Annotated in this window: 21 protein-coding genes, 1 tRNA gene and 1 riboswitch; of the genes, 12 read left to right on the top strand and 10 right to left on the bottom strand. The window is 57.3% G+C overall.

Annotated elements, in window-relative coordinates; translation table 11 throughout:
* Positions 1-51 precede the first annotated feature (51 nt).
* The 4 genes from EV561_RS23450 to metG are packed head-to-tail and all read right to left on the bottom strand — an operon-like array spanning position 52 to position 3,761.
* Positions 52-567: a hypothetical protein gene (locus tag EV561_RS23450; RefSeq protein WP_132524959.1), complete on the bottom strand. Its 516-nt coding sequence runs from the start codon at positions 565-567 to the stop codon at positions 52-54.
* A 21-nt stretch (positions 568-588) separates the two neighbouring features.
* Positions 589-1,416, bottom strand: a complete 828-nt coding sequence (locus EV561_RS23445; protein WP_132524957.1) for an MBL fold metallo-hydrolase — start codon at positions 1,414-1,416, stop codon at positions 589-591.
* A gap of 4 nt (positions 1,417-1,420) precedes the next feature.
* Positions 1,421-2,203 (bottom strand): TatD family hydrolase, encoded by a 783-nt coding sequence (locus EV561_RS23440; RefSeq protein WP_132524955.1) that lies wholly within the window; start codon positions 2,201-2,203, stop codon positions 1,421-1,423.
* A gap of 7 nt (positions 2,204-2,210) precedes the next feature.
* Positions 2,211-3,761, bottom strand: a complete 1,551-nt coding sequence (metG, locus tag EV561_RS23435; RefSeq protein WP_132524953.1) for a methionine--tRNA ligase — start codon at positions 3,759-3,761, stop codon at positions 2,211-2,213.
* 247 nt (positions 3,762-4,008) lie between these two features.
* On the opposite strand from metG, the gene EV561_RS23430 reads away from it, so the two are divergent.
* Positions 4,009-4,809: a sulfite exporter TauE/SafE family protein gene (locus EV561_RS23430; RefSeq protein WP_132524951.1), complete on the top strand. Its 801-nt coding sequence runs from the start codon at positions 4,009-4,011 to the stop codon at positions 4,807-4,809.
* 100 nt (positions 4,810-4,909) lie between these two features.
* Complete coding sequence (locus EV561_RS23425; protein WP_132524949.1) at positions 4,910-5,260, top strand: hypothetical protein; 351 nt, start codon at positions 4,910-4,912, stop codon at positions 5,258-5,260.
* Between the two features lie 16 nt (positions 5,261-5,276).
* On the opposite strand, the gene EV561_RS23420 is transcribed toward EV561_RS23425, so the two are convergent.
* The 4 genes from EV561_RS23420 to EV561_RS23405 all read right to left on the bottom strand — a co-directional run bounded on the left by EV561_RS23420 (position 5,277) and on the right by EV561_RS23405 (position 9,703).
* Positions 5,277-6,302 (bottom strand): DNA polymerase III subunit delta', encoded by a 1,026-nt coding sequence (locus tag EV561_RS23420; RefSeq protein WP_132524947.1) that lies wholly within the window; start codon positions 6,300-6,302, stop codon positions 5,277-5,279.
* The gene (gene tmk, locus EV561_RS23415; RefSeq protein ID WP_132524945.1) at positions 6,299-6,991 is read right to left on the bottom strand and encodes a dTMP kinase; all 693 of its coding nucleotides are present in this window, start codon (positions 6,989-6,991) and stop codon (positions 6,299-6,301) included. The genes EV561_RS23420 and tmk overlap by 4 nt, the downstream gene beginning before the upstream one ends.
* A 258-nt stretch (positions 6,992-7,249) precedes the next feature.
* Positions 7,250-8,437, bottom strand: coding sequence for a D-alanyl-D-alanine carboxypeptidase family protein (locus tag EV561_RS23410; protein ID WP_132524943.1), 1,188 nt, complete (start codon positions 8,435-8,437; stop codon positions 7,250-7,252).
* A 69-nt stretch (positions 8,438-8,506) separates the two neighbouring features.
* Positions 8,507-9,703: a septal ring lytic transglycosylase RlpA family protein gene (locus EV561_RS23405; protein WP_132524941.1), complete on the bottom strand. Its 1,197-nt coding sequence runs from the start codon at positions 9,701-9,703 to the stop codon at positions 8,507-8,509.
* A 423-nt stretch (positions 9,704-10,126) separates the two neighbouring features.
* On the opposite strand from EV561_RS23405, the gene EV561_RS23400 reads away from it, so the two are divergent.
* The 6 genes from EV561_RS23400 (at position 10,127) to poxB (ending at position 19,915) form a co-directional block, all read left to right on the top strand.
* A tRNA-Ser gene (locus tag EV561_RS23400) sits at positions 10,127-10,216 on the top strand.
* A gap of 464 nt (positions 10,217-10,680) precedes the next feature.
* On the top strand, positions 10,681-11,646 hold the full coding sequence (locus tag EV561_RS23395; RefSeq protein WP_132524940.1) for an FkbM family methyltransferase: 966 nt from the start codon (positions 10,681-10,683) through the stop codon (positions 11,644-11,646).
* A 249-nt stretch (positions 11,647-11,895) separates the two neighbouring features.
* A complete protein-coding gene (locus EV561_RS23390) occupies positions 11,896-12,684 on the top strand; it encodes an ABC transporter permease (RefSeq protein ID WP_132524938.1) in 789 nt (262 codons plus the stop codon).
* A gap of 354 nt (positions 12,685-13,038) precedes the next feature.
* Positions 13,039-16,530 carry an HAD hydrolase-like protein gene (locus EV561_RS23385; RefSeq protein ID WP_165927889.1) on the top strand — a complete coding sequence of 1,164 codons (3,492 nt, stop codon included), beginning with the start codon at positions 13,039-13,041 and terminating at the stop codon, positions 16,528-16,530.
* Between the two features lie 601 nt (positions 16,531-17,131).
* Complete coding sequence (locus tag EV561_RS23380; RefSeq protein ID WP_132524934.1) at positions 17,132-17,953, top strand: nickel-binding protein; 822 nt, start codon at positions 17,132-17,134, stop codon at positions 17,951-17,953.
* Between the two features lie 237 nt (positions 17,954-18,190).
* Positions 18,191-19,915 (top strand): ubiquinone-dependent pyruvate dehydrogenase, encoded by a 1,725-nt coding sequence (gene poxB / locus EV561_RS23375; RefSeq protein WP_132524932.1) that lies wholly within the window; start codon positions 18,191-18,193, stop codon positions 19,913-19,915.
* Positions 19,916-20,282: 367 nt separating this feature from the next.
* On the opposite strand, the gene EV561_RS23370 is transcribed toward poxB, so the two are convergent.
* Complete coding sequence (locus EV561_RS23370; protein WP_132524930.1) at positions 20,283-20,603, bottom strand: hypothetical protein; 321 nt, start codon at positions 20,601-20,603, stop codon at positions 20,283-20,285.
* 302 nt (positions 20,604-20,905) lie between these two features.
* Between EV561_RS23370 and EV561_RS23365 the strand changes: the two genes are divergently transcribed.
* Positions 20,906-22,087 carry an acetate/propionate family kinase gene (locus EV561_RS23365; RefSeq protein WP_132524928.1) on the top strand — a complete coding sequence of 394 codons (1,182 nt, stop codon included), beginning with the start codon at positions 20,906-20,908 and terminating at the stop codon, positions 22,085-22,087.
* An 82-nt stretch (positions 22,088-22,169) separates the two neighbouring features.
* Positions 22,170-22,634: an NUDIX domain-containing protein gene (locus EV561_RS23360; RefSeq protein ID WP_132524926.1), complete on the top strand. Its 465-nt coding sequence runs from the start codon at positions 22,170-22,172 to the stop codon at positions 22,632-22,634.
* A 6-nt stretch (positions 22,635-22,640) separates the two neighbouring features.
* Here the strand turns inward: EV561_RS23360 and EV561_RS23355 are convergent, their stop codons facing one another.
* Positions 22,641-23,213, bottom strand: coding sequence for a histidine phosphatase family protein (locus EV561_RS23355; protein ID WP_132524924.1), 573 nt, complete (start codon positions 23,211-23,213; stop codon positions 22,641-22,643).
* A gap of 106 nt (positions 23,214-23,319) precedes the next feature.
* Positions 23,320-23,388: riboswitch (cobalamin riboswitch) on the top strand.
* Positions 23,389-23,447: 59 nt separating this feature from the next.
* Between EV561_RS23355 and EV561_RS23350 the strand changes: the two genes are divergently transcribed.
* Both EV561_RS23350 and EV561_RS23345 read left to right on the top strand, forming a co-directional pair.
* Entirely contained in the window at positions 23,448-23,657 is a 210-nt protein-coding gene (locus EV561_RS23350; RefSeq protein WP_132524922.1) for a CbtB domain-containing protein, read from the top strand.
* Between the two features lie 12 nt (positions 23,658-23,669).
* Entirely contained in the window at positions 23,670-24,431 is a 762-nt protein-coding gene (locus EV561_RS23345) for a CbtA family protein (RefSeq protein WP_132524920.1), read from the top strand.
* Positions 24,432-24,514: the final 83 nt, after the last annotated feature.

The raw sequence follows: 24,514 nt of genomic DNA, 5'->3' as shown, positions 1-24,514 counted from the left end.
AAAGCACATCCCACAAAGCCCTGTGCGATATCCGTAAACCGTTTTGTGGTCTCAGACTTCGACCTTTTCAACCAATCGCAGCGTGGTAATCGCACAGCCCTGCGCCAGTATCTCGCCGTCTGAGAAATCCGGAAACATCGGCCTGTATCGCATGAGCAATGCCGCCTCCAGTTCTCTCCGCCCGCTGATGCCGGCAAGCGAATGCCGGAAGTGATCTTCGGTCACCTCGGTCAAGGCAACGCGCTGCTCGACGTCTATGCAGATGCCGACAGCATAGGATGTCAGGCTGACATAGGCCGGCTCCTCCGAGCCGTCGGCATTGCGCCAGCCGCGTTCGATAATCGGAACGATGGCATATCGCAGCGCGGCCTGGTTTGTCGTCCGTCCGAGATTGAAGTGGACCAGCTTTTCCTGCCAGTCGGAAAGCTGGCCGTAGTCACTACTGCTGAGACGAATCCATCCGTCGACGTCGAGGCGTGTCTGAAATTCCGCGGCCGAAATCACGGACTTGCCGTTGCGATCGATGATCCCGATGCGTGTTCCGTCCGATATCAGATTTCGGGCCACGCAAGGTACTCCGGTTCGATTCTAGAGTGCGTTGCCGTCGATATCGCGCTCGAAGCGCATCTGGTCATAGGCCGGTTCGACATGATCGGGCGTCTCGGCCATGACGGTGTCGTAGTCAAGTGGCGTGTGCATATGCGTCAGGATCGCATGCCGCGGCTTCAGCGTCTCGATCCAGCCCAGCGACTGCTCGAGCGACAGATGGCTCGGATGGAATTTGTATTGGAGCGCGTCGATGACCAGCACGTCGACATTTTGAAGCTTTTCGACAGTTTCCGGCGGAAAATCACTGATATCGCTGCAATAAGCGACATCGCCGATCCGAAACCCCAGCGAGTGGATATCGCCGTGCTGCTGCAGATGCGGGAGGAAGCGGATGGGACCGCCCGGGCCGTCTATCACGAAACTCTGGTCCAGGTTTTCGATGATGACAGGCTCGACGATCGGCGGATAGTTGCTGCCCGGCGGCGTTTCCAGGCAATAGCGGAACGCTTCGCGAATACGGCTCATCGTATATTGGTCGGCAAGGATCGGGATGCGCCGATGCGTGTTGTGGAAATAGCCGCGCAGATCGTCGATACCGTGAATATGGTCCGCATGCGGATGTGTATAGAGCACGGCATCCACGGATGTGACGCCAGCCCTGATCATCTGCTCGCGAAAATCCGGCCCGGTATCGATGACGACAGTGGTGATGCCGCCGTCGGGCGCAATCTGCTCCACAAGAAAGGCCGAGCGGGTACGCCGGTTCTTTGGATTTTTGGGATCGCAGGCGCCCCAGTCTCCGCTGATGCGCGGCACGCCGGGGGACGACGAACATCCGAGAATGGTGAAACGCCGCCGGTAGGTCACGCCCTCAAATCCTCGGCATCTTGGAGAAGCAGCGGAAGGCGTTTTCCGTCGTGATCGCGGCAATCTCGGCATAAGTCAGCCCCAGCGTCTCCGCCATGACTTCCGCCGTGTTGACCACGTAAGAAGGCTCGTTGCGCTTGCCGCGCCAGCGCTTCGGCGCGAGATACGGCGCGTCGGTTTCGACAAGCAGCCGGTCGTGCGGGATCGTCTTTGCGATGGCGCGCAGCTCTTCCGATTTCGGGAAAGTCAGAATGCCTGAGAACGAGATATAGCCGCCGAGCTCGACGCCCGTGCGGGCGAGGGCTTCTCCTGCCGAGAAGCAGTGCAGGATGAAGGGGAAGGCCCCCTTCCCCGTCTCCTCGGTCAGGATCGCGGCCATGTCTTCGTCGGCGCTCCGGCTATGGATGACCAAGGGCAGCTTCGTTTCGCGCGCAGCCGCGATATGCCGGCGAAACCCCGTCTGCTGGTCTTCCGGCTTCTGCGTGTCGTAGAAATAGTCCAGCCCCGCCTCGCCGATCGCGACGACCTTCTCATGAGCATTCGCTAGGCGCACCAGATCTTCCGTTTGAATGTCCAGCTCTTCGTCGGCATTGTTTGGATGCGTGCCGACCGAGCAGAAGACCGACGGATATTTTTGCGTGATCGCCAGCAGGCCATCGAGCTTGCGGACCCGGGTCGAGATCGTCACCATCTGTTTGACGCCGGCGTCGTGAGCGCGCTGGACGATATCGTCCCGCTCCGCTTCGAAATCGGCAAAATCCAGATGGCAATGGGTATCGATCAGCATCGGCGCCTCAAGCTTCCGGAGCGACGTAGCGCGGAAACACCGGCTTCGGCGCTTCCAGCGGTGTAGCCGGCACGAGGCGACCCGCCTCGCCCAATGCGGCGAAGTCGCGCTTGTCGGCCGCTGCGCCGACGAGATCGAGCAGCTTGCCCGAGGATTCAGGCATGAACGGCTGAAGCAGGATCGCGATCTGGCGCACCACCTCGGCCGTCACATAGAGCACGGTGCCCATGCGCGCTTCATCGGTCTTCTTCAGCGCCCAGGGCTGCTGGCCGGCGAAATAGCGGTCGGTTTCTGAGACGACAGCGATGATCGAAGCCAGCGCCCGGTGGATAAGCTGCTGGCCCATGTCGTCGCGGGTCGAAGCATGCAGAGCGTCCGCAGCGGCCAGCATTGCCTTGTCTTCGTCGGTGAGTGGACCGCATTCCGGGATCTTGCCGTCGCAGTTCTTCACGATCATCGACAGCGAACGACTGGCGAGATTGCCGATGCCATTGGCAAGATCGGAATTGATGCGCGTGGCGATTGCTTCTTCGCTGTAGCTGCCATCCTGGCCAAAAGAGACTTCACGCAGGAAGAAGTAGCGCACCTGGTCGAGGCCGAAATGGTTCACCAGATTGACCGGGTCGACGACGTTGCCGAGCGACTTCGACATCTTCTCGCCCTTGTTGAGCAGGAAGCCGTGGGCATAGACGCGCTTCGGCAACGGCAGTTTTGCCGACATCAGGAAAGCGGGCCAGTAGACCGCGTGGAAGCGGATAATGTCCTTGCCGATGATATGAACGTTGGCCGGCCAGTATTTCGCTCGCGGATTGTTCCTGTCCTCGATATAGCCCGTCGCCGTGATGTAGTTGGTCAGCGCATCGACCCAGACATACATGACATGGTCGGGATCATTCGGAACCTTGATGCCCCAGTCGAAGGTCGTGCGCGAGATCGACAGGTCCTTGAGGCCCGACTTGACGAAGGAGATCACCTCGTTGCGGCGCTCGGCCGGACCGATGAAATCAGGGTTCTCCTCGTAAAGCTTCAGCAGCCGCTCCTGGTATTCGGAGAGCTTGAAGAAATAGCTCGCCTCCTCGACCCATTCGACCGGCGTGCCCTGCGGCCCGTAGCGCACGCCGTCGGCGCGCAGCTCGGTTTCGTTTTCCTGGTAATAGGCCTCGTCACGGACGGAATACCATCCGGCATAGCTGTCCTTGTAGATGTCGCCGTTGTCGGCCATCAGGTTCCAGATGTTCCGCGACGTCTCATGATGACGCTCCTGCGTCGTGCGGATGTAGTCGTCGTTCGAAGCGTTGAGCAGCTTCGCCATCGCCTGAAATTCGCCGGAATTGCGGTCTGCCAGCTGCTGCGCGGTAATGCCTTCCGCGCGTGCGGTCTGCTGCATCTTCTGGCCGTGCTCGTCGGTGCCCGTCAGGAAGAACACATCCTTGCCATCGAGCCGCTGGTAGCGCGCCAGCGCATCGGTCGCGATCAACTCGTAGGCGTGGCCGATATGCGGTTTGCCGTTGGGATAGGCGATGGCGGTCGTGATGTAGAATGTGGATTTGTCTGTCATGGCCGGCACTCGTCCGCTTGCAAAATCATCGATGTTATCTTTGTATGGCACGCTCTTATCTCAAGTCGCAGCGCAGCGAAACATTAAGTTTCCCGGCCTGATGCAATCGCGATCAATTCAATAGACATTCTTGACTCGATGGCATCCCGCCTTTACCCCGAATGGAAACGAGCCGCGGGATAGCCATAGACGTGAGATCAGCAACCCTTCTGAAGACGCTGCTTGAATATCCGGACGGACGAACGCTTTGAGTTTTCTCCCCTCGTTCCAGCCTCTCTATTCCCTTTCGGGTTTTGTTGTCGGCATGCTCGTCGGATTGACCGGCGTTGGCGGTGGCTCGCTGATGACGCCGCTGCTGGTGCTGCTCTTTGGCGTTCATCCGGCTACGGCCGTAGGTACCGACTTGCTCTACGCCGCCATTACCAAAACCGCGGGTACGGCGGTTCATGGGATGCACGGACGCGTAAACTGGAAGGTCGTCGCCATGCTTGGGGCAGGCAGCGTTCCTGCTGCCCTCCTGATGCTCTGGCTCATGGCCGGTGTCGACAGGAAAAGTCCCGAAATCGCCCACCTCATCACATTCTCTCTTGGGCTGCTGCTTTTCCTGACCGCTTTCATGCTGCTCTTCCGAAATCAGGCCCTGGCGCAAGCACGAAAATGGCGCGGAGAGCGTGAAGCGGTAAGCCCTCGCTCGATCGCCCTTCTCACGGTCCTGCTCGGCCTTGTCCTTGGCGTGCTCGTCACCATGACTTCAGTGGGTGCCGGTGCGCTCGGCGTCACCGTCCTTCTGGTGCTCTATCCGCAGACCGACGTCCGCGAGATCGTCGGTTCCGACATCGTCCACGCCGTACCGCTGACACTGATCGGCGGAATGGGTTACTGGGCGATCGGCGAGATCAACTGGACCATGTTGGGCACCCTGCTCGTCGGCTCCATTCCCGGCATCGTTGTCGGTAGCCTGATCGCGCCGCGCGTCCACGAGCGCGTCATCCGGCTCGTGCTTGCCGCAACGCTCGTCATCGTCGCCTGGAAGCTGGTTTTCGGCTGACGCCGTCGACTTGTGCAACAGATAAACTGTGAGTGAATTCTCTAACGCTTTTCGAGAAAAACCGATATAGCACTCCGGTGATTTTCAATCGGAGATTTTAATGAAACCCTTTATTCCTGTCGTTCTAATCGCCACCAGTGCTCTAGCGTCTTGCGCGACAACTCCAGCAAAACCCACTCCGCAATCTTATGCCGCCGCCCAAACTATGCTGGAAGGCAGCCCCGGCATTAGAAAGTTGGTCCAGAACAAATGTGCGACAGACATGGCAACACTTCAGCAAAAACAGGTGATGTCGCTGTTGGCGAACGTTCCGCAGGACAGGGTTGCGCGAGTCGTTTGCGAACGCCTGATCAAGGCCATGGCGTCGGGACGTCTGACCTACAGCGACTTCACACAAACGCTGGATCGTCATCCGACGGTGACGGCGGTCAAGGTCGTCCAGGGACGCTGACCCGTCAGCTGGCGGATCAGATCTGCTGTTTTAGATCACCAAGGATCGACAGGATCGTCTGCTTGCGATCGAGATTATAGCCCTTCGAGATGGTCAGGCGCTCGGTGATGTCAGAATAGAGCCGTGACAACCGGTCGGCGGCGGCAATACGCCCCTCGCCCGCTGCTACCCTCGCCCGATCCATGATGTCGTCACCGAGATAGGAGACGAAGAATCCGAAGATCGTGTCGCTTTCCTTGCCGGACAGCGCATCTGCCAGCTTGTGCATCGATCGACGCGCAGCCGGACCTTCCGCAATGATAATCTGCTGATAGGCCTGAATGATATCGCCGCCGCCATAGTTCAATAGCTTCAGGGCCTCGCTGACGCTGCCCTTGGCTTGGGCGAACAGCGCGGAGCCTGGTTCCGCGTTCAATCCAAGATTGGCGAGCGCTGCACCGAGTGCATTGTCACCAAGCGGCGACAGTCGGAGCGGCAGACAGCGCGAGCGGATCGTCGGCAGCAGTTTTCCCGGCGCGTGCGATAGCACGAGGAAGAGCGCGCGCTTCGGCGGCTCCTCCAGAATTTTCAGGATGGCATTCGCCGCATTGCGGTTCATGTCGTCAGCCGGATCGATGATGACGATCCGCCAATTGCCCGTACCCGATGTTTGGGCAAAGAATTTGCCCGCGCGCCGCACTTCATCGACCGTAATTGTGGATTTCACCTTGCCTGTCTTCTCGTCAACCGGCCGCGAGAGATGCAGGAGATTATGGGACGCCCCTGAAGCGATCTGCCGGCTGACGGCCGATGCCGGATCGGGATCGCCGATGCGCTCGGGAGCCAGCGCGGGGTCGGGATGAGACATGACATGATTGGCAAAGCGGAAGGCGAGCGTGGCCTTGCCGATCCCCTCCGGCCCTTCGATCAGGACGGCGTGATGGCCTTTGCCGGAGCGATAGGAATGCGCCAGGAATTCCTCCGCATCCTCGTGGCCGAAAAGACGTGTATTTTCGGCTGGCGGTATGGCGCCGTCGAGAACGCCGGGCTGCTCTTCGCTCATCGGGCCGGTTCCGGAGCGCTCACCGGCACGGGCTGCGCAGGCGTCAGCAATTGGGCGACGATCGACAGGATCTCTTCCGCTATCGCCTCCTCGGGCTGCATGGCATTGACGACGTGGCAGCGTGCCGGATCGTTGGCGGCGATGTCGAGATAGGCTTCGCGGCGCTTCTCGTGCGTCTCGATCTCTTCCTTCTCGAAACGATCGGGTTCCGAACCGGCAGATGCCGCGGCCCCGCGCTTGTGGGCTCGCTCAAGCCCGACACTCGCCGGAATATCAAGAATGAGCGTGCAATCAGGCACGATGCCATTCACGGCGATCCGCTGCAGCGCCTCGATGAAATCCGGCTCCAGATTGCCCGTTACGCCCTGATAGACCCGCGAGGAGTCCATGAAGCGGTCGCAGAGTACCACCTTGCCGCGTTTCAGGGCCGGTCGGATGACTTCCTCGACATGGTCGTTGCGGGCGGCGGCAAACAGGATCGCTTCCATCCGCGTCCCGAAGTCTTCCGCAGCACCCGACAGCAGCACATGCCGGACGGCCTCCGCGCCGATGGAGCCGCCGGGTTCACGCGTGACCACGACGTCGTGCCCGCGACGGCGCAATGCTTCCTCGAGCCGGCGAATCTGGGTGGATTTTCCTGCCCCCTCGCCGCCCTCGAAGCTTACGAACAACCCGTTTTCACTCGACAATGATCACGTCCTGCACTTGGCGCTTGGCCTTTCGAACCGGGATCGCTCGGAAAACGATCATGCGCAGATTTGAAACCATTTCTGTCGCCGACATTCTTTTCCCGATTTAGAGCGCGGAGACCGGCAACGAAGTGCCGATGGCTCCTCTTTATCGCAAGATGTTCATAGACGAAACCGGCACCATGGCAAACATCGGCAGTCTCTGCCGGATTTGAACAGGGATTTCGTGTGGATAGGATGGCCTTCTACGTGAGGAACTTAGGTCGCGGTAGGCGAATCCCACAGCCACGAGAACAGAAGTGATTCCGTAAGCTCCACGAAGGCATCGAGCGCCCGCCTGCTCAGCGAACCTCGTTCGACCGCGGCATCGGTAAAGAGCGGCAGTTCACGCACAAGACGCGAACCGGAAAAGACCCGCAAGGTGCCCGCCTGGTAACCGGCCTCTACGGGAGCGGCGAGCGGCCAGCGATAGACGATGCGGGCGGAAAGCCTGTCCGGGTTGTTGGCCGGGACGTAGACGTCGACAGGCGTCTTGGCGACGAGGCCGACGCTGGATGCCGAGCCGCCGTAGACGCTTGCCCTACCGATCACTTCGCCATCGGCAAAGACACGCTGGCTCTGGAAATTGCCGAGCCCCCATTCCAGCACGCGGCGCGCCTCTTCCGTGCGCTCCTTGTCGGAGTTCAGGCCGCCAAGCGCCAGGAACAGCCGCCGCCCATTGCGCTCGATCGAGGCCACGATGGAGAAGCCCTCCCCTTCCGCGAAGCCGGTTCCGAGGCCATCGACACCGATACTGAGCGGAAGCAGCGGATTACGGTTGCGCTGATAGATCTTGTTCCAGGTGAAATCCGGCTGGGCAAAATATTTGTAGAGGTCCTGATGCTTTTGCAGGTCCTGTGCAAGCGTGACTAACTCGCGAACGGAAACCTTGCTGTCGGCATCCGGCAGGCCCGTGGAATTTCCGAACACCGCCTTCGGCATGCCGATCTCGCGGGCGTGTTGCGTCATGCGCCGCGCAAATTCCTTGTCGCTGATCGACATGCCCTCGGCGAGAATGATGCAGCCGTCATTCGCCTGCTGGACGGCAACGCCCTGGATCAGGTCCTGAACACGTACGCGGGATTTGAGCGCTGCGAACATCGTCGAGGCACGCGACGGCGCTCCACCTGTCCGCCACGCATTTTCGGAAACGGGATAATCGGTATCGAGCGTGATTTGACCGCGGCGGATGGCATCGAAGACGACATCCATGGTCATCAGCTTGGCAAGCGATGCCGGCGATATCGGACGGTTCTCGTCCTTGGCAAGCAGGATCGTGCCGGTCGAAGCTTCGATCATGAAGGCTTGCGCCGCCTTGGTCTCGAAAGCAGCCGGCGGCGTTTGGGCAAGCGCCGGTAGGCCTGCCGTAGCCGCCAGAAAAAGTGAGACAAGCAGGCGTTTCAGCATGTCAGTCCCTAGTCCGTCATCCCCGCAAATGAGATTATCCGCGAGTGAAATTTCAGGCAACGGCGACGGTCAGTCGGCCTGCGTTTTTGCTTCATGCTGGCGGCGATAGGAGGAGAGGATCGAATCCTGCGTCAGTCCGTCGTTACGGACCATCACCGCATCGAAAGCGAGCTGAACGGTAACCGTCTTGACGGGAGCCTCCTGATAGGCGGCCTCAAGCGGCGTATCGAGGCTGGCCATCGGAACCGCACCGCGGAAGGAATCCGGCCGCTCATATGGAATGGGGCCAAAGACCGGCAGGATGATGGCGCCCTGCGCCGACGGCGTATATTGCTGCTGCTGCGCGGGTGCCGCCTGCGGCACGGGAGCCGGCGTCTGCCCGCCCCAGACGAGCGTCGGCGCCTGGGCGGATGACGCGCGGCCGTAAGAGGATGTCGGCGTCGATCCTGCATAGGCCGTCTGTGAATAGGTTGCTGGAACGGGAACGGCAGCGGGCGCTAACGCGGCCGTCGTGCGGCGCGGCGCGCGATAAGGGGTCGGCGCGTAATCGGGCAGTTCGTCCGCGGTGATCCGCTTGCTGTTGGATGCCACCATCACGCCGGTTGCGATCTGGCCACCGGGAATAAGACCCGGAAGACGCGAGCCCTTGGGAATATAGGACGCCATCAGATAGGGCTGGTCATGGCCGTCAAGCGGCGCCTTGCCCACATATTGCACGCGCACGTCGCCCGTCCCACTGTCCTTGAGGTCGAGCATGTCAGCGGTCTTGTTGGAAAGGTCGATGATGCGGCCCGGATGATAAGGACCGCGGTCGTTGACGCGAACGATAATGGAAGAGCCGTTCTCGACATTGGTCACGCGCGCATAGCTCGGCAGCGGGAACGTCGGATGCGCAGCTGTCAGCGACAGCTGGTCGTAGACCTCGCCATTCGCCGTCAAACGGCCGTGAAACGCATCACCGTACCAGGAGGCTATGCCCACCTTGTTGTAGGAATAATCTTCCTTGGGATAATACCACTTGCCCTTAACGGCATAGGGGTTTCCGAGCATATACCGCCCGCCGCCCTTCGGGATATTGTTGCCATAGGCAACACGCGGGCTGGCTTTCACACCATACTCGCTCTCGGAGAAATATTCCTTGCCATGGGACTTTTTGGCGACCGGACCATGTGTGGTTCCGCAAGCGGTAACCGTCGCGCACATAACAGAGATAGCTGCCCATCTTATGCCAGTGGCAAACGTTACTGCACCATTTTCGAACTTCATGTGTCCCACGCCGCTACTCGAATACCTCGTATGGTTAAGGAATGCTCCCGCATCCTCCCCAGACCAAATCTGGCCTACTACTCAACCAACTAACGGGACTTTAATCATGATTGCACTTTGTCGAATTTGCGAACCAATTTGCCACAGTGACCCAAAAACCCGTGGATATGGTTAATAAAATCTCAATATGAAACAATAAAGCAACACCATCCATTCGCTTGAGACTCGCCAATTCTTGCAGCTTTGCTGTCCCAGTGGGCTTTTCGCCAGGCGTCGAGCAACGCACGGATGCCGCAGAGCAGGTTGACGCTGCGATCCGAAAGGATATAAAGCCAACCAAACCGCGGTCTGGTCGAGAATCGATGGCAAACGCCGGGAAAACCGGGCTGAAATGCATCGAGAATCCAATCGGATCAATCAGACGGAAGAGTGTCCGAGTGGTTTAAGGAACCGGTCTTGAAAACCGGCGTGCGGGAAACCGTACCGTGGGTTCGAATCCCACCTCTTCCGCCAGTTTAGCTTCTATAGAATTGTTTTTGCTTTAGTTTTAGGTGGGATATCTGTCATTCCTACTTATCGCCTGCGATGCGGCCGCGACCAAAGATCTAAATGTCGTCGAGGTTCGAACTCGACTTCTGAACCTACGTGGATATCCGCCGATGGTGTGATGACATTGTCGAGCTTGCTCTTCCTTACGTCCGCACCCACCTCTGCCGAGGAGAGGCCAGCCTGAGGCCATTGGCTGACTGGCAGCCACGAGCAGCTGCATAGATCGTGTGTGCTTAGGCACAGGGCCGCGTTCGGGACGCGTTTCGATTTCATTGTTTTCTCTTTATGGTGGTGGAACCAGCTTGACCTGACCACAAGACCTACTGCCTGTTGTCGGTTTTTTCATGTGGCGCGATTGAGAATTAAACCCGGTATGGTAGGTGCTTGGGGAATTCAACCAGCCCTAAACGCAAGAGAGCATCTCTAGGATGGCAAACACTTTTCACCCGATGTCTAACCACATCGCACTGCAAAAATGGCAACCTTTTCTCGAAACCTACAGCCGCCGCGAGCTTCGCGCCAAGACCGACTTGCTGAAAGCGCTATGTGATAAAGACTCGGCATCAGAGATCGACTGCTTCATTGATCGCGTCCTTAGCCATCCGCCTCTATCCAGGCGCGAAAACTTCCAAATCGACTACAGAACGATCGCCGAAAGCACCCGAAGTGCATGGGCCAAAGAACAGGTGAAGATAGCACCTAAAGTGGACGTGCCGCAGATGCGGGATGAGTACAACTTAGTCGACGTCGATATTGAAGATAAATTTATCCGGCCGGAGAGCTTTCTCTATCATTGCGGTCTTCACTTTATCCCGAATGCGGTGGGCCTACTGAACGGCCGCGCCATCATTGATGGCGGCGCCTATCGAGGTGAATCGGCCGCCGTCCTCCGCAAGAACTATCCAGGCTCGCGGGTCCACGCGTTCGAACCCGACGCCACCAACTTTAAGATATTGAAGCAGGTCTCCGAGAAAGCACAATTCCTCGGTGGAATTGTGCCGGTTAATCAGGGGCTGTCGTCAGGATCATTCGCCGTTACCGCAAAGGGCGACGGGCATGGAACCCGATTGACCAGAAACGACAATGCTGGCGGCGGCCTGCGCGTTACGTCAATTGATGATTATGTGGAGAGTGAAAATATCTCTCTTGGGTTCATAAAGTTGGACATCGAAGGCCTGGAATTCGATGTCATCAAGGGAGCAGCTGGAACCCTCACTCGCGATCGCCCCGCATTTGCGGTCGCCATTTATCACACGCCGCAAGATTTTCTCGAAATTGCTCCATTTGTCGAGAGGCTTGGACTGGATTACACACTGATGGTTCGACATCTCCATCCGCAATTAACGAGCTTCTTCGGCGAGTTCATGTTGATTGGCTACCCGGCGAATAGATAAGAGCTGACGAGAAAGACGAGCGATGCATGCCATCTTAACCTGGATCGCAATGATCGGCTTGTTCATCTGGATATTGCCACTGGTAATTGTGGCGGCGATTTTTTCTGTGAGTCGATTTAAAAAGATGCCTTTGATCGCCGCAAGATTTGCATAAACTGGGAAGCGATGGCACCTAAATCCTTTCGCTACTGCAGAAAGCGTGGTGGGACACTAAGACATAACGGATTTGTTTTGTAGAAAGAAGCAGAAATGAATGACTTCTTTATGGGATTGCTGCGACAAAAAAACATTATATTTGCACTAATTATTCGTGAGTTTAGAGTTAGAAACAGTAAACATGCATTCACACATCTGTTTGACATTGTGCACACGGTGTTTTTCATCATAGCACATTGGTTGATATTTAAATTTGCCGGGCGCCATCTGTTGATTGGCGATAGTCTTTTGACGTGGATCACGACAGGAATTTTCCCTGTCCTTTATTTCCGATCCATCAGCATTCGCGCAGCCCAAGGCGTTCGAGCGTCAAAGCCTCTCAGGACGATTCCATTTGTTCATCCGCTAGACGTCTCGATCGCGAAAGTGGCGATCGAAGCCCTGACATTCATTGGAACATTCGCATTTTTCTTCGATATGATTTATGTTTCAGGAGAGTCTAGATATGCTGCCCCTTTCAATCTTTTACCAATTTTAGAATCTATTGCTCTGCTTACATTGCTCGCGTTTGGCGTTGGCCTTGTGAATTCATTTATATCTTCGGTATTCCCGTTATATACACTTGCATGGAGTGCGTTTGCTCGTGTTCAATTGTTTTTTAGCGCTGTATTTTACATCCCAGAATACCTGCCGCCAAGCGTGAGATACTGGATATCATTCAATCCTCTTTTGCACTTTGTTTCGCTCTTCCGAACAGGATTCTATCAGAGCTATCCAACCCACTTGATATCGTTCTCTTACATGTTCTGGTGGGCAATTGGCACGACATTTGTCGGTTTGGTTTTAGAGCGCAGAATGAGAGAAGCTTCACTCGCATATTGAAAGTGAAGCGTAGAGGCTTACTTTCCTGGGCGTTTTAATCTTGAACAAAGGATATCGCGCCAGCTTGAAGAGCCCCGCGTCGTTGGCAGGGTAGCCTGCGAGTGGCAACCTTCTCACGAGCGGATATGCCATCCCCAGAAAAAAATTGACAACCCAATGTTGAAGGCGCAACTACATTAAAAGCGTCCAGATTACTGCAGATTGAATATTATGACTAAAAAGCGAGTCCTTCTTCTTTCCCATCTCGACACGGAATTAGGAGATCCCTTCTTTAGGGCCGGAGCATACAAGAGCTATCTGATCCCTATAGCCAGGGCACTCACGGCAACGACGGAATTCGAGACAAGGTTCATTATGAACCGCCATATTTTCGCGACCTTATCGTCCGAAGCGCTGGCGCCGGAACTATGCATCCTTTGTGATTCATCGTCCAAAGATCACATTGCGTTCGGCCGGATGATGACAGCCTCTTACAGGGGAATGCAAAAGGACGATCAGGAACCGGCAATCGCGTACGTGCGTCGTCTGCTCGATGGGTGGGAGCCTGACCTTATTGTTTGCTGGGAGGCCCCAGCAGACATTTTCCGAGCCGCTTTCCCTTCATCTGTGGTTCTGGACGTCATGCCCAGTATCTTCGCTCGACCGCCATATCCCAAGGCCATATCGATTGACCCGGTGGGACTATACCAGAATTCGTGGCTTTCCGTACCGACACAGGCGCTTTCCGCTGTTTCCGAAAAGGCGATCGCGATGGTGGAGGAGCTTCGAAATTTCTATTTGGCTCATTTCAATGGTCTCGGGTGTGAAAGGCACTTCAGAAATCTCTTGGCGCTGCCTGAGGAGACGCCGATTTCTTTGATCCCTCTCCAGATTAGCAAGTATTTCGGCTTTCGAGAAAATTGCGAATTCGAAGATCAGTATGATTTTCTAGAGACGGTTGCGAGAGCCGCAACGGGTGAGACGGTCATCGCGACGCAATATGTAGGCGGCCTCGTTTCGGAAAAGGTGATCACCGATGCAAACCTCAAATACCTGCAAGAGAATGTGGGCGACATTCGCTATAGCGCTTCATTTGAGGCAGTCGACAGTATTTCGCAGTACATCGTTCCATGGGTAGACAAGGTCTACTCCGTGTCAAGCACGTTAGGCCTCCAAGCGAAATTGCTCGGGAAAACCCTGATTTCCCCGTCCACATCCCATTTGCAGTATTTGGCCGATGCGACGCAGCTGAGCGTCGAAGCCAACAATGTAAACCAAGACAAGTTGTTGGCTGCGTATCTGTCGCGAGGCGTCGTGATCTTCGACCGGATTGCCAAAGAGGACGGTTATTTCGCGGGTATTGTGCACAATATCCTGGAGCGGAGAAATTCGGGCTGTCAGGGTGCAGACTTGTTGCCGGACGAGGCAGTCGTCAAAAACAGCTACAGTGCCTTTATTTCACATAGCAATCTTGGACAATCAGTCATCAATCTTCGAAAGCTGTTCCCAAGTGCTTCACTTGACTTTGCGGAGACCGAGATCCCGGCAGACATTGCGCAAGCCATGAAGCCGGATGCTGTCCAAGTTGTGTCATTCGATATCTTCGACACGCTGGTCCGCCGCACGGTCTACAAGCCAGAGGACGTATTCGAACTCATGCAACGGCAGTTGCCGGGTACAAACCTATTGCCGACGCATGCGGTAGTTCGGTTCGCAGAAATGCGCCAAGCAGCAGAACGACTCGTCCGTTCAAAACGCGATGCCGCTCTCAAAGAACCAGAAAATGCACTCGCGGAAGAAATCACGATCAAAGAGGTCTATGAGGAGTTCGCCTACTGCGTTCGAGCCGGGAACATCGATGTTGATGCACTTGTTCGACTTGAGCAGGAAATCGAACTGTCGGTTCTACGCCCCCGGCGAATTGGTCGAGCTATTTATGATTTTGCGCTAGCGAACAAAAAGCGCATCGTGCTTACCTCTGATTTCATTCATCCGCTTGCCTTCATTGAACGCGTCCTAGAACAATGCGGCTATGAAGGACATGAACGCGTATTCGTCTCGAGCGCTGTAGGCTCGAAAAAGCACAGCGGTGCGCTGTTTGACTACGTGCGCGCCGAAATCGCCGTCAACCCCGATAACATCCTGCATATCGGAGACAACCCGATCGGCGACGTCCAAAGGGCACGTGAAAAGAAATTCCGCTCTGTCCTTATTCCTTCCGGTCGCGCGCTTCTCAAGGAAGCTCTGCTTACACTAGGTACGAGCGAAGCTGTGCTCGACAAGTCATTCTATCTCAGAACCATTGCTGGACTTTTCGCTAACACATTCCTGTTTTCTAGCGGCCCTCGTCTCAAGGACCCGGAAACACGTGGCATCCCACCCAAGTTTCAGATGATCTCAACTCTCGAAGAAATGGGGTTTGCTGTCGTTGGCCCTATGACTCTGGCTTTTGCCAATTGGATAATTGATAGGGCACTCAGAGACCACTGCGGTCAGATAGTTTTCTTCGCACGCGATTGTCATCTCCCTTACGAGATGGCCAAAAAAATGGTCGCTTGCCGTGGGTTGGAGGAGCAAATTAAGCTTGTCTACGCACCCACATCGAGGAAGAGCGTGACCGGCTTCGACATCTTCTCTCCGGAAGATGTGTTCAATATTCGCTGTGATGATTTCACCGCTAGCGGCTCTCTTCAAAAGCTGCTTGCTGAACGTTTTCTCATTTCTGCCGATCTTGCAGATCGAGACCTACTCGACAAATGGAGCATCGACAGTCTTTCAATACCGAGAAAAGGTACACAACTCGCAGCGATTTACGGACTCGCTTATGATATCGCTCATCGCCATTGGGGTATATTGGAGCCAATATACCAGAACCGACGTGCGACGTTCGCGTCATACCTCAGGGAACGCACAACGGTTGATTTCTCTGTCAAGTCGGCGGCAGTCGATTTCGGCTATCAGGGCTCAATCCATAAGAAAATAGCTCCGTTATTCAATGAGCCGCTGCTCCCGCTTTTCTTCATGACCTATAGCAATGGCTTCGGTGAGGCCTCGATCGATGGAGCACAGGCATTCTTTGCCGACAATCGAAATCCGGAAACCAGATCGAACGTCTGCATTACCCACAATCTACTGCTCGAAACACTGATGAATGAGGGGAACGGTTCAGCCCTTGGGATTGTTGCGATCTCCGATGGTCGGCATGAGCTCGTGACAGATGGTGCGGTTACTCCCGACCATGCCCGCGCCATTCGCAGCATCCATGCAGGCGCCATGCTGCTATGTGAGGAGTGGTTGCGAGAGTGCGGCGCATTGCACAAATATGCTTCCGTAGAACGAGACGCAGCGGCCTTTTTCTTCTCGATTTTAGCCACGAAGCCGTCACTCCTTGAAATTTCCTTGCTCAGCAACCTCGTCTTTGACAATGCGTTTGCCGGATTCCAGAACACCAAAATCATTGATCGGGAAGCCTTCTGGCCCGAGGCATATAAGATTTGGAATGCGCGAAATTCCAACGAAGCCGCAGAAGAACAGTCCTCGAACGAAATTTCTCCGATCGCCACTCGCTATGATGAACTTTTGAGGCAAGCACATAAAGCCTGGGACGAAAGTCGATACGCCGATGCCGCCAATTATTTTACTCAAGCGGCAAACGAGAGCCCCGACACCGGAACCCACTTGCGGGAGGCGGCGGAGGCTTGCATCCTCAACGGCGACAGAAATGGAGCGCTGGCCCGCCTGATGAGAGCCCAGGCTATCGCTCCAAAGAACAAGGCGATCAAGAGACGCATTCGGGAATTGAACCGGCCGGGGTGGATTTCAGCTATCATCCAGCCTCGCCCCTTCCCGGTGGCAAAACGCGGGTAGGATTCCGTAAACTGAAATGCGGCCACCGTTCCGGGCTCGGTGGTCGCAATTGGCCCTGTCGTCTAGGCGCCAGCGTATCGAGTCCGCTGACGGGTGCGAGCAACATAAGGGAGGTCTGGCTGTCAACCTGCGGCATTGTGATCAAGTAGACAGGGCTTGCCGGAACAACCATAACTATACAGTCGCATGGTCGGTGCTCTGCGGGATCATTCTTGCCGGCATTCGCAAAACGATGATCCATCGCATCGATCTTGACGCCGATCGCGGAAACGCCGATAAAAATATCGCAGTCTACCGATGAGGCTGCACATTGTTGCGCTCCGGATAGAGGCTGTAGACCGTCGTTCCCTGTGACTTATAAAGGGCGATGGCGCCTTTTCCGCGATTGTTTGCGCCGACTTGATGGACGATGCAATTACCAAAGTGGCAAGCGGATTGATGACGTTGCGTCGGGGCTCAATGATGTCGCGGCTGCCGTGTTGGAGATGCGAAGGTCGCCATAGTCGTCAGAATTGGCGGCACCCGAACTGCGCAGACCGCGCTTGCAACTGAGTAGTCGCACGCCGGCCGTCTTGGGATCCCAGTCAGAGGCGTTATGCAGATGGCTATCTTCATGGACAGGCATGATCTCGCGGGTACCTCGGCTGCCGAGGTTGCGGAGGCGCATTGCAAGGATATCGAGATTGAGGACCAGTACGGGGTCAAGTTTCTGACCTACTGGTTCGATGAGCGGCGCGGGACAGCCTTTTGCCTTGTGGATGCTCCCGATATGGAAACCGCACAATGCGTACACCGCCAGGCGCACGGCTTCATCGCCGGTGAGGTCGTCGAAGTCGCGCTGTCGGCGGTCGAGGCGTTTCTTGGCCGAATCCACGATCCTGAACCGATGCCCGGACAATCCTCCGCCGAAATGGACGCCGGCCACAGGGCGATCCTCTTCACGGACATTGTCGGTTCGACTGCCATGACATCGCGTCTCGGTGATCGCATGGCGATCGAACTGGTCAGGGCACATGACGCCGTCGTGCGCAGATGCCTCGGTAAATCATGCGGCCGAGAAGTCAAGCACACCGGCGATGGCATTATGGCGGCATTCGCTTCGACAACTGCGGCCGTCGATTGCGCCATGACTATCCAGCGAGAATTCAAGCGCTACAATGATGGAAATCCCGAGCCAATTCATGTTCGCATTGGACTGGATTGTGGCGAGCCCCTTGAGGACAGCAATGACCTCTTTGGCTCCACGGTGCAACTTGCCGCACGCTTATGCGCTGCGGCTTCCAGCGACGCGATCCTCGTGTCAGAGAACATTTTTCGAGAATACGGTGCCTCCGATCTCTTCGCTCAGGCGACACGACGACGGTTGAAGGGCTTTTCCAAGCCTGTGTTGGCCTTCCAGTGTGATTGGGCTGATTGCGGATGAGCGCATAAAGGCCGATGGCATTTGGTCGATGACTGACCGGCGCGGCTGTTTCGCGTTGTTCTCATACCGCCTGATGACGCAGGCCGAAGCCATTCACCCTTGAGCGTAGCCTATTCATCCTTCGATATGTTGGACGACTATCCGGTACATCCTATTCTTAAGGCTAACAGTTGATCCGAACGTCTCATCGACGTGGGTCCCTCAAACTTACGCCGGCAAAGAACAGGAGCAATGATCATGCCACAAACCGTTGCCGATCTTTTGGCCGAAACCCTTGCGGAAGCAGGCGTTGAACGCATCTGGGGTGTCACTGGAGATAGCCTGAACGGGTTGAACGACAGCCTGCGGCGGCTGGGCCGGATCGACTGGACGCACGTAAGGCACGAGGAGACTGCCGCCTTTGCCGCCGGTGCCGAGGCGGCTATATCAGGCAAGATCGCCGTCTGCGCAGGCAGTTGCGGTCCGGGCAACCTGCATCTGATCAACGGTCTCTACGACTGTCAGCGCAATCACGTTCCGGTGCTGGCAATCGCCGCTCACATCCCGTCATCCGAAGTCGGACTCGGTTACTTCCAGGAGACGCATCCGCAGGAGCTGTTTCGCGAGTGCAGTTGCTTCGTCGAGCTGGTGTCCAATCCGGCGCAGATGCCAGAGATCCTGCATCGTGCGCTCAACACGGCCATCGGCCGCAGCGGTGTTGCCGTTCTCGTCATCCCCGGCGATGTAGCGCTGGCCGAGGCGCCCACTCGACCGAAATCGAAAGCTGCGCTGCCGAAGTCGCCGCGTATTCTGCCGCTGGCGGAGGAGATCGACCGGCTTGCTGATCTTCTCAATCGGTCGGAGACGGTGACGATCCTGGCTGGCAGCGGCTGCGCCAGCGCGCATGACCAAGTGGTGGCGCTGGCCGAAAAGCTTGGCGCTCCTGTCGTCCATGCGTTGCGCGGCAAGGAGCATGTCGAATGGAACAATCCCTATGATGTCGGCATGACCGGACTGATCGGCTTTTCGTCGGGCTATTACGCCATGATGAACAGCGACACGGTCCTGATGCTGGGCACGGATTTTCCCTATCGGGCCTTCTATCCCAGGGACGCCGCGATCATCCAGATCGATCGCGATGCCGCGGCATTGGGCAAGCGTGCGCAACTGACGCAAGGTGTGGTCGGCGACGTGGCCGAAACTATTGTAGCACTGCTGCCGCATCTGAAGGACAAGCCGAACCGCACTTTCCTCGACAATGCCCGCAAGCATTATGCAAAGGCGCGAAGCGACCTCGACGATCTTGCCGTGCCTTCCAAGAAAGGCAGCCCAATTCATCCGCAGTATCTGGCACGGCTGGTCAGCGAGAATGCAGCAGAGGATGCGATCTTTACTGCTGACGTGGGAACGCCGACGGTCTGGGCGGCTCGTTACCTCGCCATGAATGGCAAGCGTCGCCTGCTCGGCTCCTTCAATCATGGCTCCATGGCCAATGCGATGTTGCAGGCCATCGGCGCACAGGCGGCGGCACCTACTAGGCAGGTCGTTTCACTGTCGGGCGATGGCGGCTTCACCATGATGATGGGTGATTTCATCACACTTTCGCAGCTTGGCCTGCCGGTGAAGATCGTCGTCTTCAACAATGGCTCGCTCGGGTTTGTCGCGATGGAGATGAAGGCCGGCGGCTATCTCGACACGAGCACGGATCTGAAGAACCCCAACTTCGCGGCGATGGCCGAGGCGATGGGCGTCAAGAGCTTCCGCGTCGAGGACTCCGAAGATCTCGATGTCGCACTGCGGCAGGCTCTCGCCCATAATGGTCCGGTACTGGTCGATGTGGTTACGGCAAAGCAGGAACTGGTCATGCCGCCAAAAATCCAGCTCGAGCAGGCCAAAGGCTTCAGCCTCTATATGCTGAAGGCGATTATAAACGGCAGGGGCGACGAAGTTATCGAACTCGCCAAAACCAATCTCCGGCGTTGAGAGGAGCGACGGATGATGACGCGGCTTCTGCTGTGGTTCCTTATCGGGACAGCCAGAAGAGGTTAATCCGAAAGAAAGTCGCTTCAAAAGTTGAAGTGCCTGCGGAGGGTTCCCACATGTTGAGCATGACTCGACTATCGCAAAGCATATCTGGATCTGCCTCTGGCGCGGCCCGTCTCGCCGGATGTGTCTTCTCGGCTATAGTCGCGACGGCTATTTGGTTGCCGATTGTCGTGCGGATGATCTGGGTCTCGTTCCGCTATCGCAAGACTGCGCCTCTATTTCGACCCCACGGGCACCATTAGCAAGCTTTGAATAATGAGAAAGGAGCGCTGTTTCCACAGCGCCCCCATGTCCCGATTATGGTTTAGAAATCCAGGATGACGGCCGGGCCGCGACGGTACCGCCAATAGCGGTCTCTACGCCAGTCTCCCTCGCGCCAATTTCTCTCCCGCCAGTGCTCTCTATGCCAATAACGCCTGTCATCTCTATTCCAGTGACGTCTGTGGTAGTAGCGCGGGGCGTCCCATCGATACGGTGGATTGTCGTCCACTCGTGCCTGATGGATGTTCGATGAGCCGATCGTCAGCGGTTGCGGAATTGGCGCTGCGGATGTGGTATCGGCAATTGCCATCACAGATCCGAGCGCAACCGATGCCGTCAGCATGATGGTTGCTAATCTTTTCAAGACATCACTCCTTCGTGCATATTCGTGAGTTCATGTAACCCAACGTCCAATTCGAAGGCAGGTTCCGTTGGGCCGCCCGGCGGACGGCGGCCTCTTTGCTGGCAGCAGAGCATCATCCAGTTAGCTCGGACGACAAAATGACCGCGGCTTGACATGGATCCATGCCGGCAGGCAGGGGGTTGCGATCTCCTTCGTCTATAAGGCCGCTATTCCCCTTGCAGTTGAAGCGCTGCCCTCTATCCTTCCTCCAGACCAGGTGAAATTCGCTGGTCGCCCTGTCATTTTTGAAAAGGGGGTGCCGAATGAAACGCGAAGTCCTCGTCACGTTCAATGCAGGCTCGTCGACCGTCAAAATCGGCATCTTCGCCTATGAGGGACAGGCGGCGCGTCGGATCGGCAAGGCAGTCATCGATTTTCGTCAGGCTCCCCTCACCTTTCACCTGACCGAAGGGCCTTCGACCTTCGATGTCCCGCTCCAGGCGAAGGGCGAAGACGACTTGGACGAGGTCTTGAGCGAGGCCTTCGTCTCCCTTGCCGACCATTTCGACCTCGGCGCTGTTGCCGCCGCCGGACATCGCGTCGTTCACGGCGGTGAGGTCTTTACCGGACCCGCAAGGATCGACGCAGATGCTGTTGCAAAGATCGAGGAGCTCATACCTCTGGCGCCTCTCCATCAGCCCCAGGGTCTGCGGCTGATCAAGGCGATGCAGCGCATCCGCCCGCAGCTGGCCCAGTGCGCTTCCTTCGACACGGCCTTCCACAGCACCATCAGCGACCTCGTCCGCCGCTTCGCCATTCCCCGCGCGCTCCATGACGAGGGAATAAAGCGCTACGGTTTCCACGGGCTCTCGTATAAATTTATCTCTGGTGAACTTGCGCGGCGGGTACCTGATATCGCAAAGCGAAAGATCGTGGTGGCCCACCTCGGCAGTGGCGCCAGTCTTTGCGGATTGCAGGACGGAAAAAGTCGGGACACCAGCATGGGGTTCTCGACCCTCGACGGCATCCCGATGGCGACGCGCACCGGCGCGCTCGATCCCGGCGTGTTGGTGCATCTGCTCAATCGCAGAGGCCAGTCACCGCAGTCGCTGGAGGACTTCCTCTATTACCGGTGCGGCCTGCTCGGCGTCTCCGGCATCAGCGGTGACAGCCGCGAACTGCTGGCCAGCGAAAGGCCTGAAGCCAAAGAAGCATTGGACCTGTTTACCCTGCGCATCGCCGGTGAGACGGCACGTATTGCCAATACGCTCGGCGGCATCGATGCCATGGTCTTCACGGCGGGAATCGGCGAGCATCAATCGGAAATCCGCGAGCGTGTCGCCAGCCATCTGAAATGGCTCGGCCTGGAGATCGACACCGACGCCAATGCGCGGAGTGACGAGCTTATTTCCGCGAAGCAGAGCCGTGTCTCGGCATTCGTCATCCCGACTGATGAGGAGCAGGTGATCGCCGACGAGGCCCTGTCGATCTTATCAGCGCCTTGACCAAAATCGAGGCGCCGCGCACCTTGATGTGGGACATCGGAAATGATCGCCTGCAAAGAGCTCGGTGATCGGAGGCGAAGCGATGAAAAGAAGCGCTGGCATCCTTCTTTATCGAAAGACGAAGGGCGGTGTCGTCGTGCTGCTGGTGCATCCCGGAGGCCCCTTTTGGCGCAAGCGCGATGAGGAGGCATGGTCCATTCCCAAGGGCGAATATGTCGAAGGCGAACTGCCGCTTGCGGCCGCACTTCGGGAGTTCGCCGAGGAGATGGGCCGCGCGCCGGAAGGTACGCCACAGTTGCTCGGAGAGCTGAGGCAAAACAGCGGAAAGACGGTCACGGCCTTTGCGCTGGAAGGGGAATTCGATGTGGCCGAACTGACGAGCAACCTCTTCGAACTCGAGTGGCCGCCGAGGAGTGGCAGAATGCAGTCCTTTCCGGAGGTCGATCGCGCCGAATGGTTCACCCTGCCCGAGGCGCGCCTGAAGATCATTCCCGGCCAGCGCCCGTTTCTGGACGCGCTGGAAAAACTGGCGACCGGCCAGCCATGATCTCTGTCAATCGGACCGGGCGCGATTGGGCAGACGCAGCGTCCAGCGGCGGCCATCGCTGCTCACCTCCGTCAGGCTCAAGGGCTCTACATCTATTTTCCAGAAGGCTTCAGGGGGTGCCCGAAGCACGTGGATGATCGCAGCGCGGATCACGGACGCATGCGTCACGACGACGGTATGGCCCCCATCCCCAAGGTGTCGTTCCATCCATGCGCCGACCCGATCGCGAAGGTGGGACAACGATTCGCCGTCATGAGGGGCTGCATCGGCGTTCGTCATCCAGACCGAGAGACCATCCGGCTCGCTGGCATGAATGTCCGCCAATCCCTTGCCCGCCCACCGGCCATAGTCGCATTCCCCAAGGGCAGGCTCGATCTCGCCCTGCAGCGCCAACAGTTCTGCCGTCTGGCGCGCCCTCAGCATCGGGCTGATCCAGACGCGATAGGGCCGGGAAAGGCCTGGAACGAGCCGTTTTGACTGCTCCACCGCGCGCTCTTCCAAGGGCTCGTCGGTCGGAAAGGCGCCGTCGCGGTTGCTTTGCGTTGCGCCGTGGCAAATCCAGGTAAGCCGTCCCTTCACCGCTGAAATTTCTCCTGAAAATAAGTCGGAAAGCTCAAAGGAAGTGTCGCGACGCTTCGTTGACATCAAGCGCGCCTCGCAGATATAACGTTCTGATTATCCGTATGGAAGCCGGTGAGATTCCGGCGCGGTCGCGCCACTGTAAACGGCAGGTCGAACCTGCAGCAAGCCAGACCCAGCGGATGATAGTCCTTGTCATCGACGGAACGCGTCATTCTATGAAGGAACTGAAGAATGTCTGATACCACTTTCTCCCCCGTAGCTGTCCCGGCGCCTATTCCGGTTGGCCAGATCCTGCCCTGGGCGATTTTCGCCGGCCTCCTGGCGCTGCTCGCCATCTATTTCGTCGGCGCCGAAGAAGGCGCGACCTCGCTGATCCGCGGCATGTACGTGCACGAATTCGTGCACGACGGCCGCCACCTTCTCGGCTTCCCCTGCCACTAAGGGGTTCCTCACATGGTTGGTAATCTTTTGCTCCGCGGCATGCTGGTCGGAGTGCTCGCTGGCATCCTCGTTTTTGCCTTCGCGCACACCTTCGGCGAGCCGCTGGTCGATAGCGCTATCGCGTTCGAAGACCAGATGGCCCAGATGAAGGGTGAAATGCCCGAGCCGGAACTCGTCAGCCGCGCCACCCAGGCTGGTCCTGGCCTATTGGTCGCTGCCGTGGTCTATGCGGCCGCGCTCGGCGGTCTCTTTGCCCTCGTCTTCGCTTTCGTCTATGGCCGCGTCAGCCCGCTCGGTGCACGCGGCACGGCTGCTCTGCTGGCGCTTGCCGCTTTCGTGGTGATCGCTCTCGTGCCCGACATCAAATATCCGGCAAACCCGCCGGCGGTCGGCAATCCCGACACGATCGGCGTCAGAACCGAATTGTTCTTCGTGATGATCGTCGTCTCGATTGCAGCGATGGTCGGTGCGGTCGCGCTGACGAAGCGGCTCGCACCGCAGCACGGAATCTGGAATGCCGTGATCTATTCCGGCATTGCCTTCGTGCTGGTTGTCGGCGTTGTCCAGTATCTGATGCCGCCGATCAACGAGGTTCCGGAGCAGTTCTCTGCTGTCGTCCTCTGGCGTTTCCGCGCTACGTCCCTTGGAATGCATGTCATCTTGTGGACTACCCTCGGTCTCGGCTTCGGCGCCTGGGCGAGCCGACTGCTCGGCGAAACGCGGAAATATCCGGCGGCGGCGTCACGCTCCGGCCTTGCCCCTCGCCGATCTTGAGCAAGCTTGCTTCCGGGTCTCGCTGCCCGAAAGCATTTCAACTGGCATCGACCACTTCCCGTTTCAGATGGACGATCAGGGCG

The sequence above is a fragment of the Rhizobium sp. BK376 genome, assembly GCF_004341625.1.
Taxonomy (GTDB): domain Bacteria; phylum Pseudomonadota; class Alphaproteobacteria; order Rhizobiales; family Rhizobiaceae; genus Rhizobium.
The sequence above is the reverse complement of the archived record's forward strand: the minus strand, read 5'-3'. Positions and strand labels throughout refer to the sequence as shown.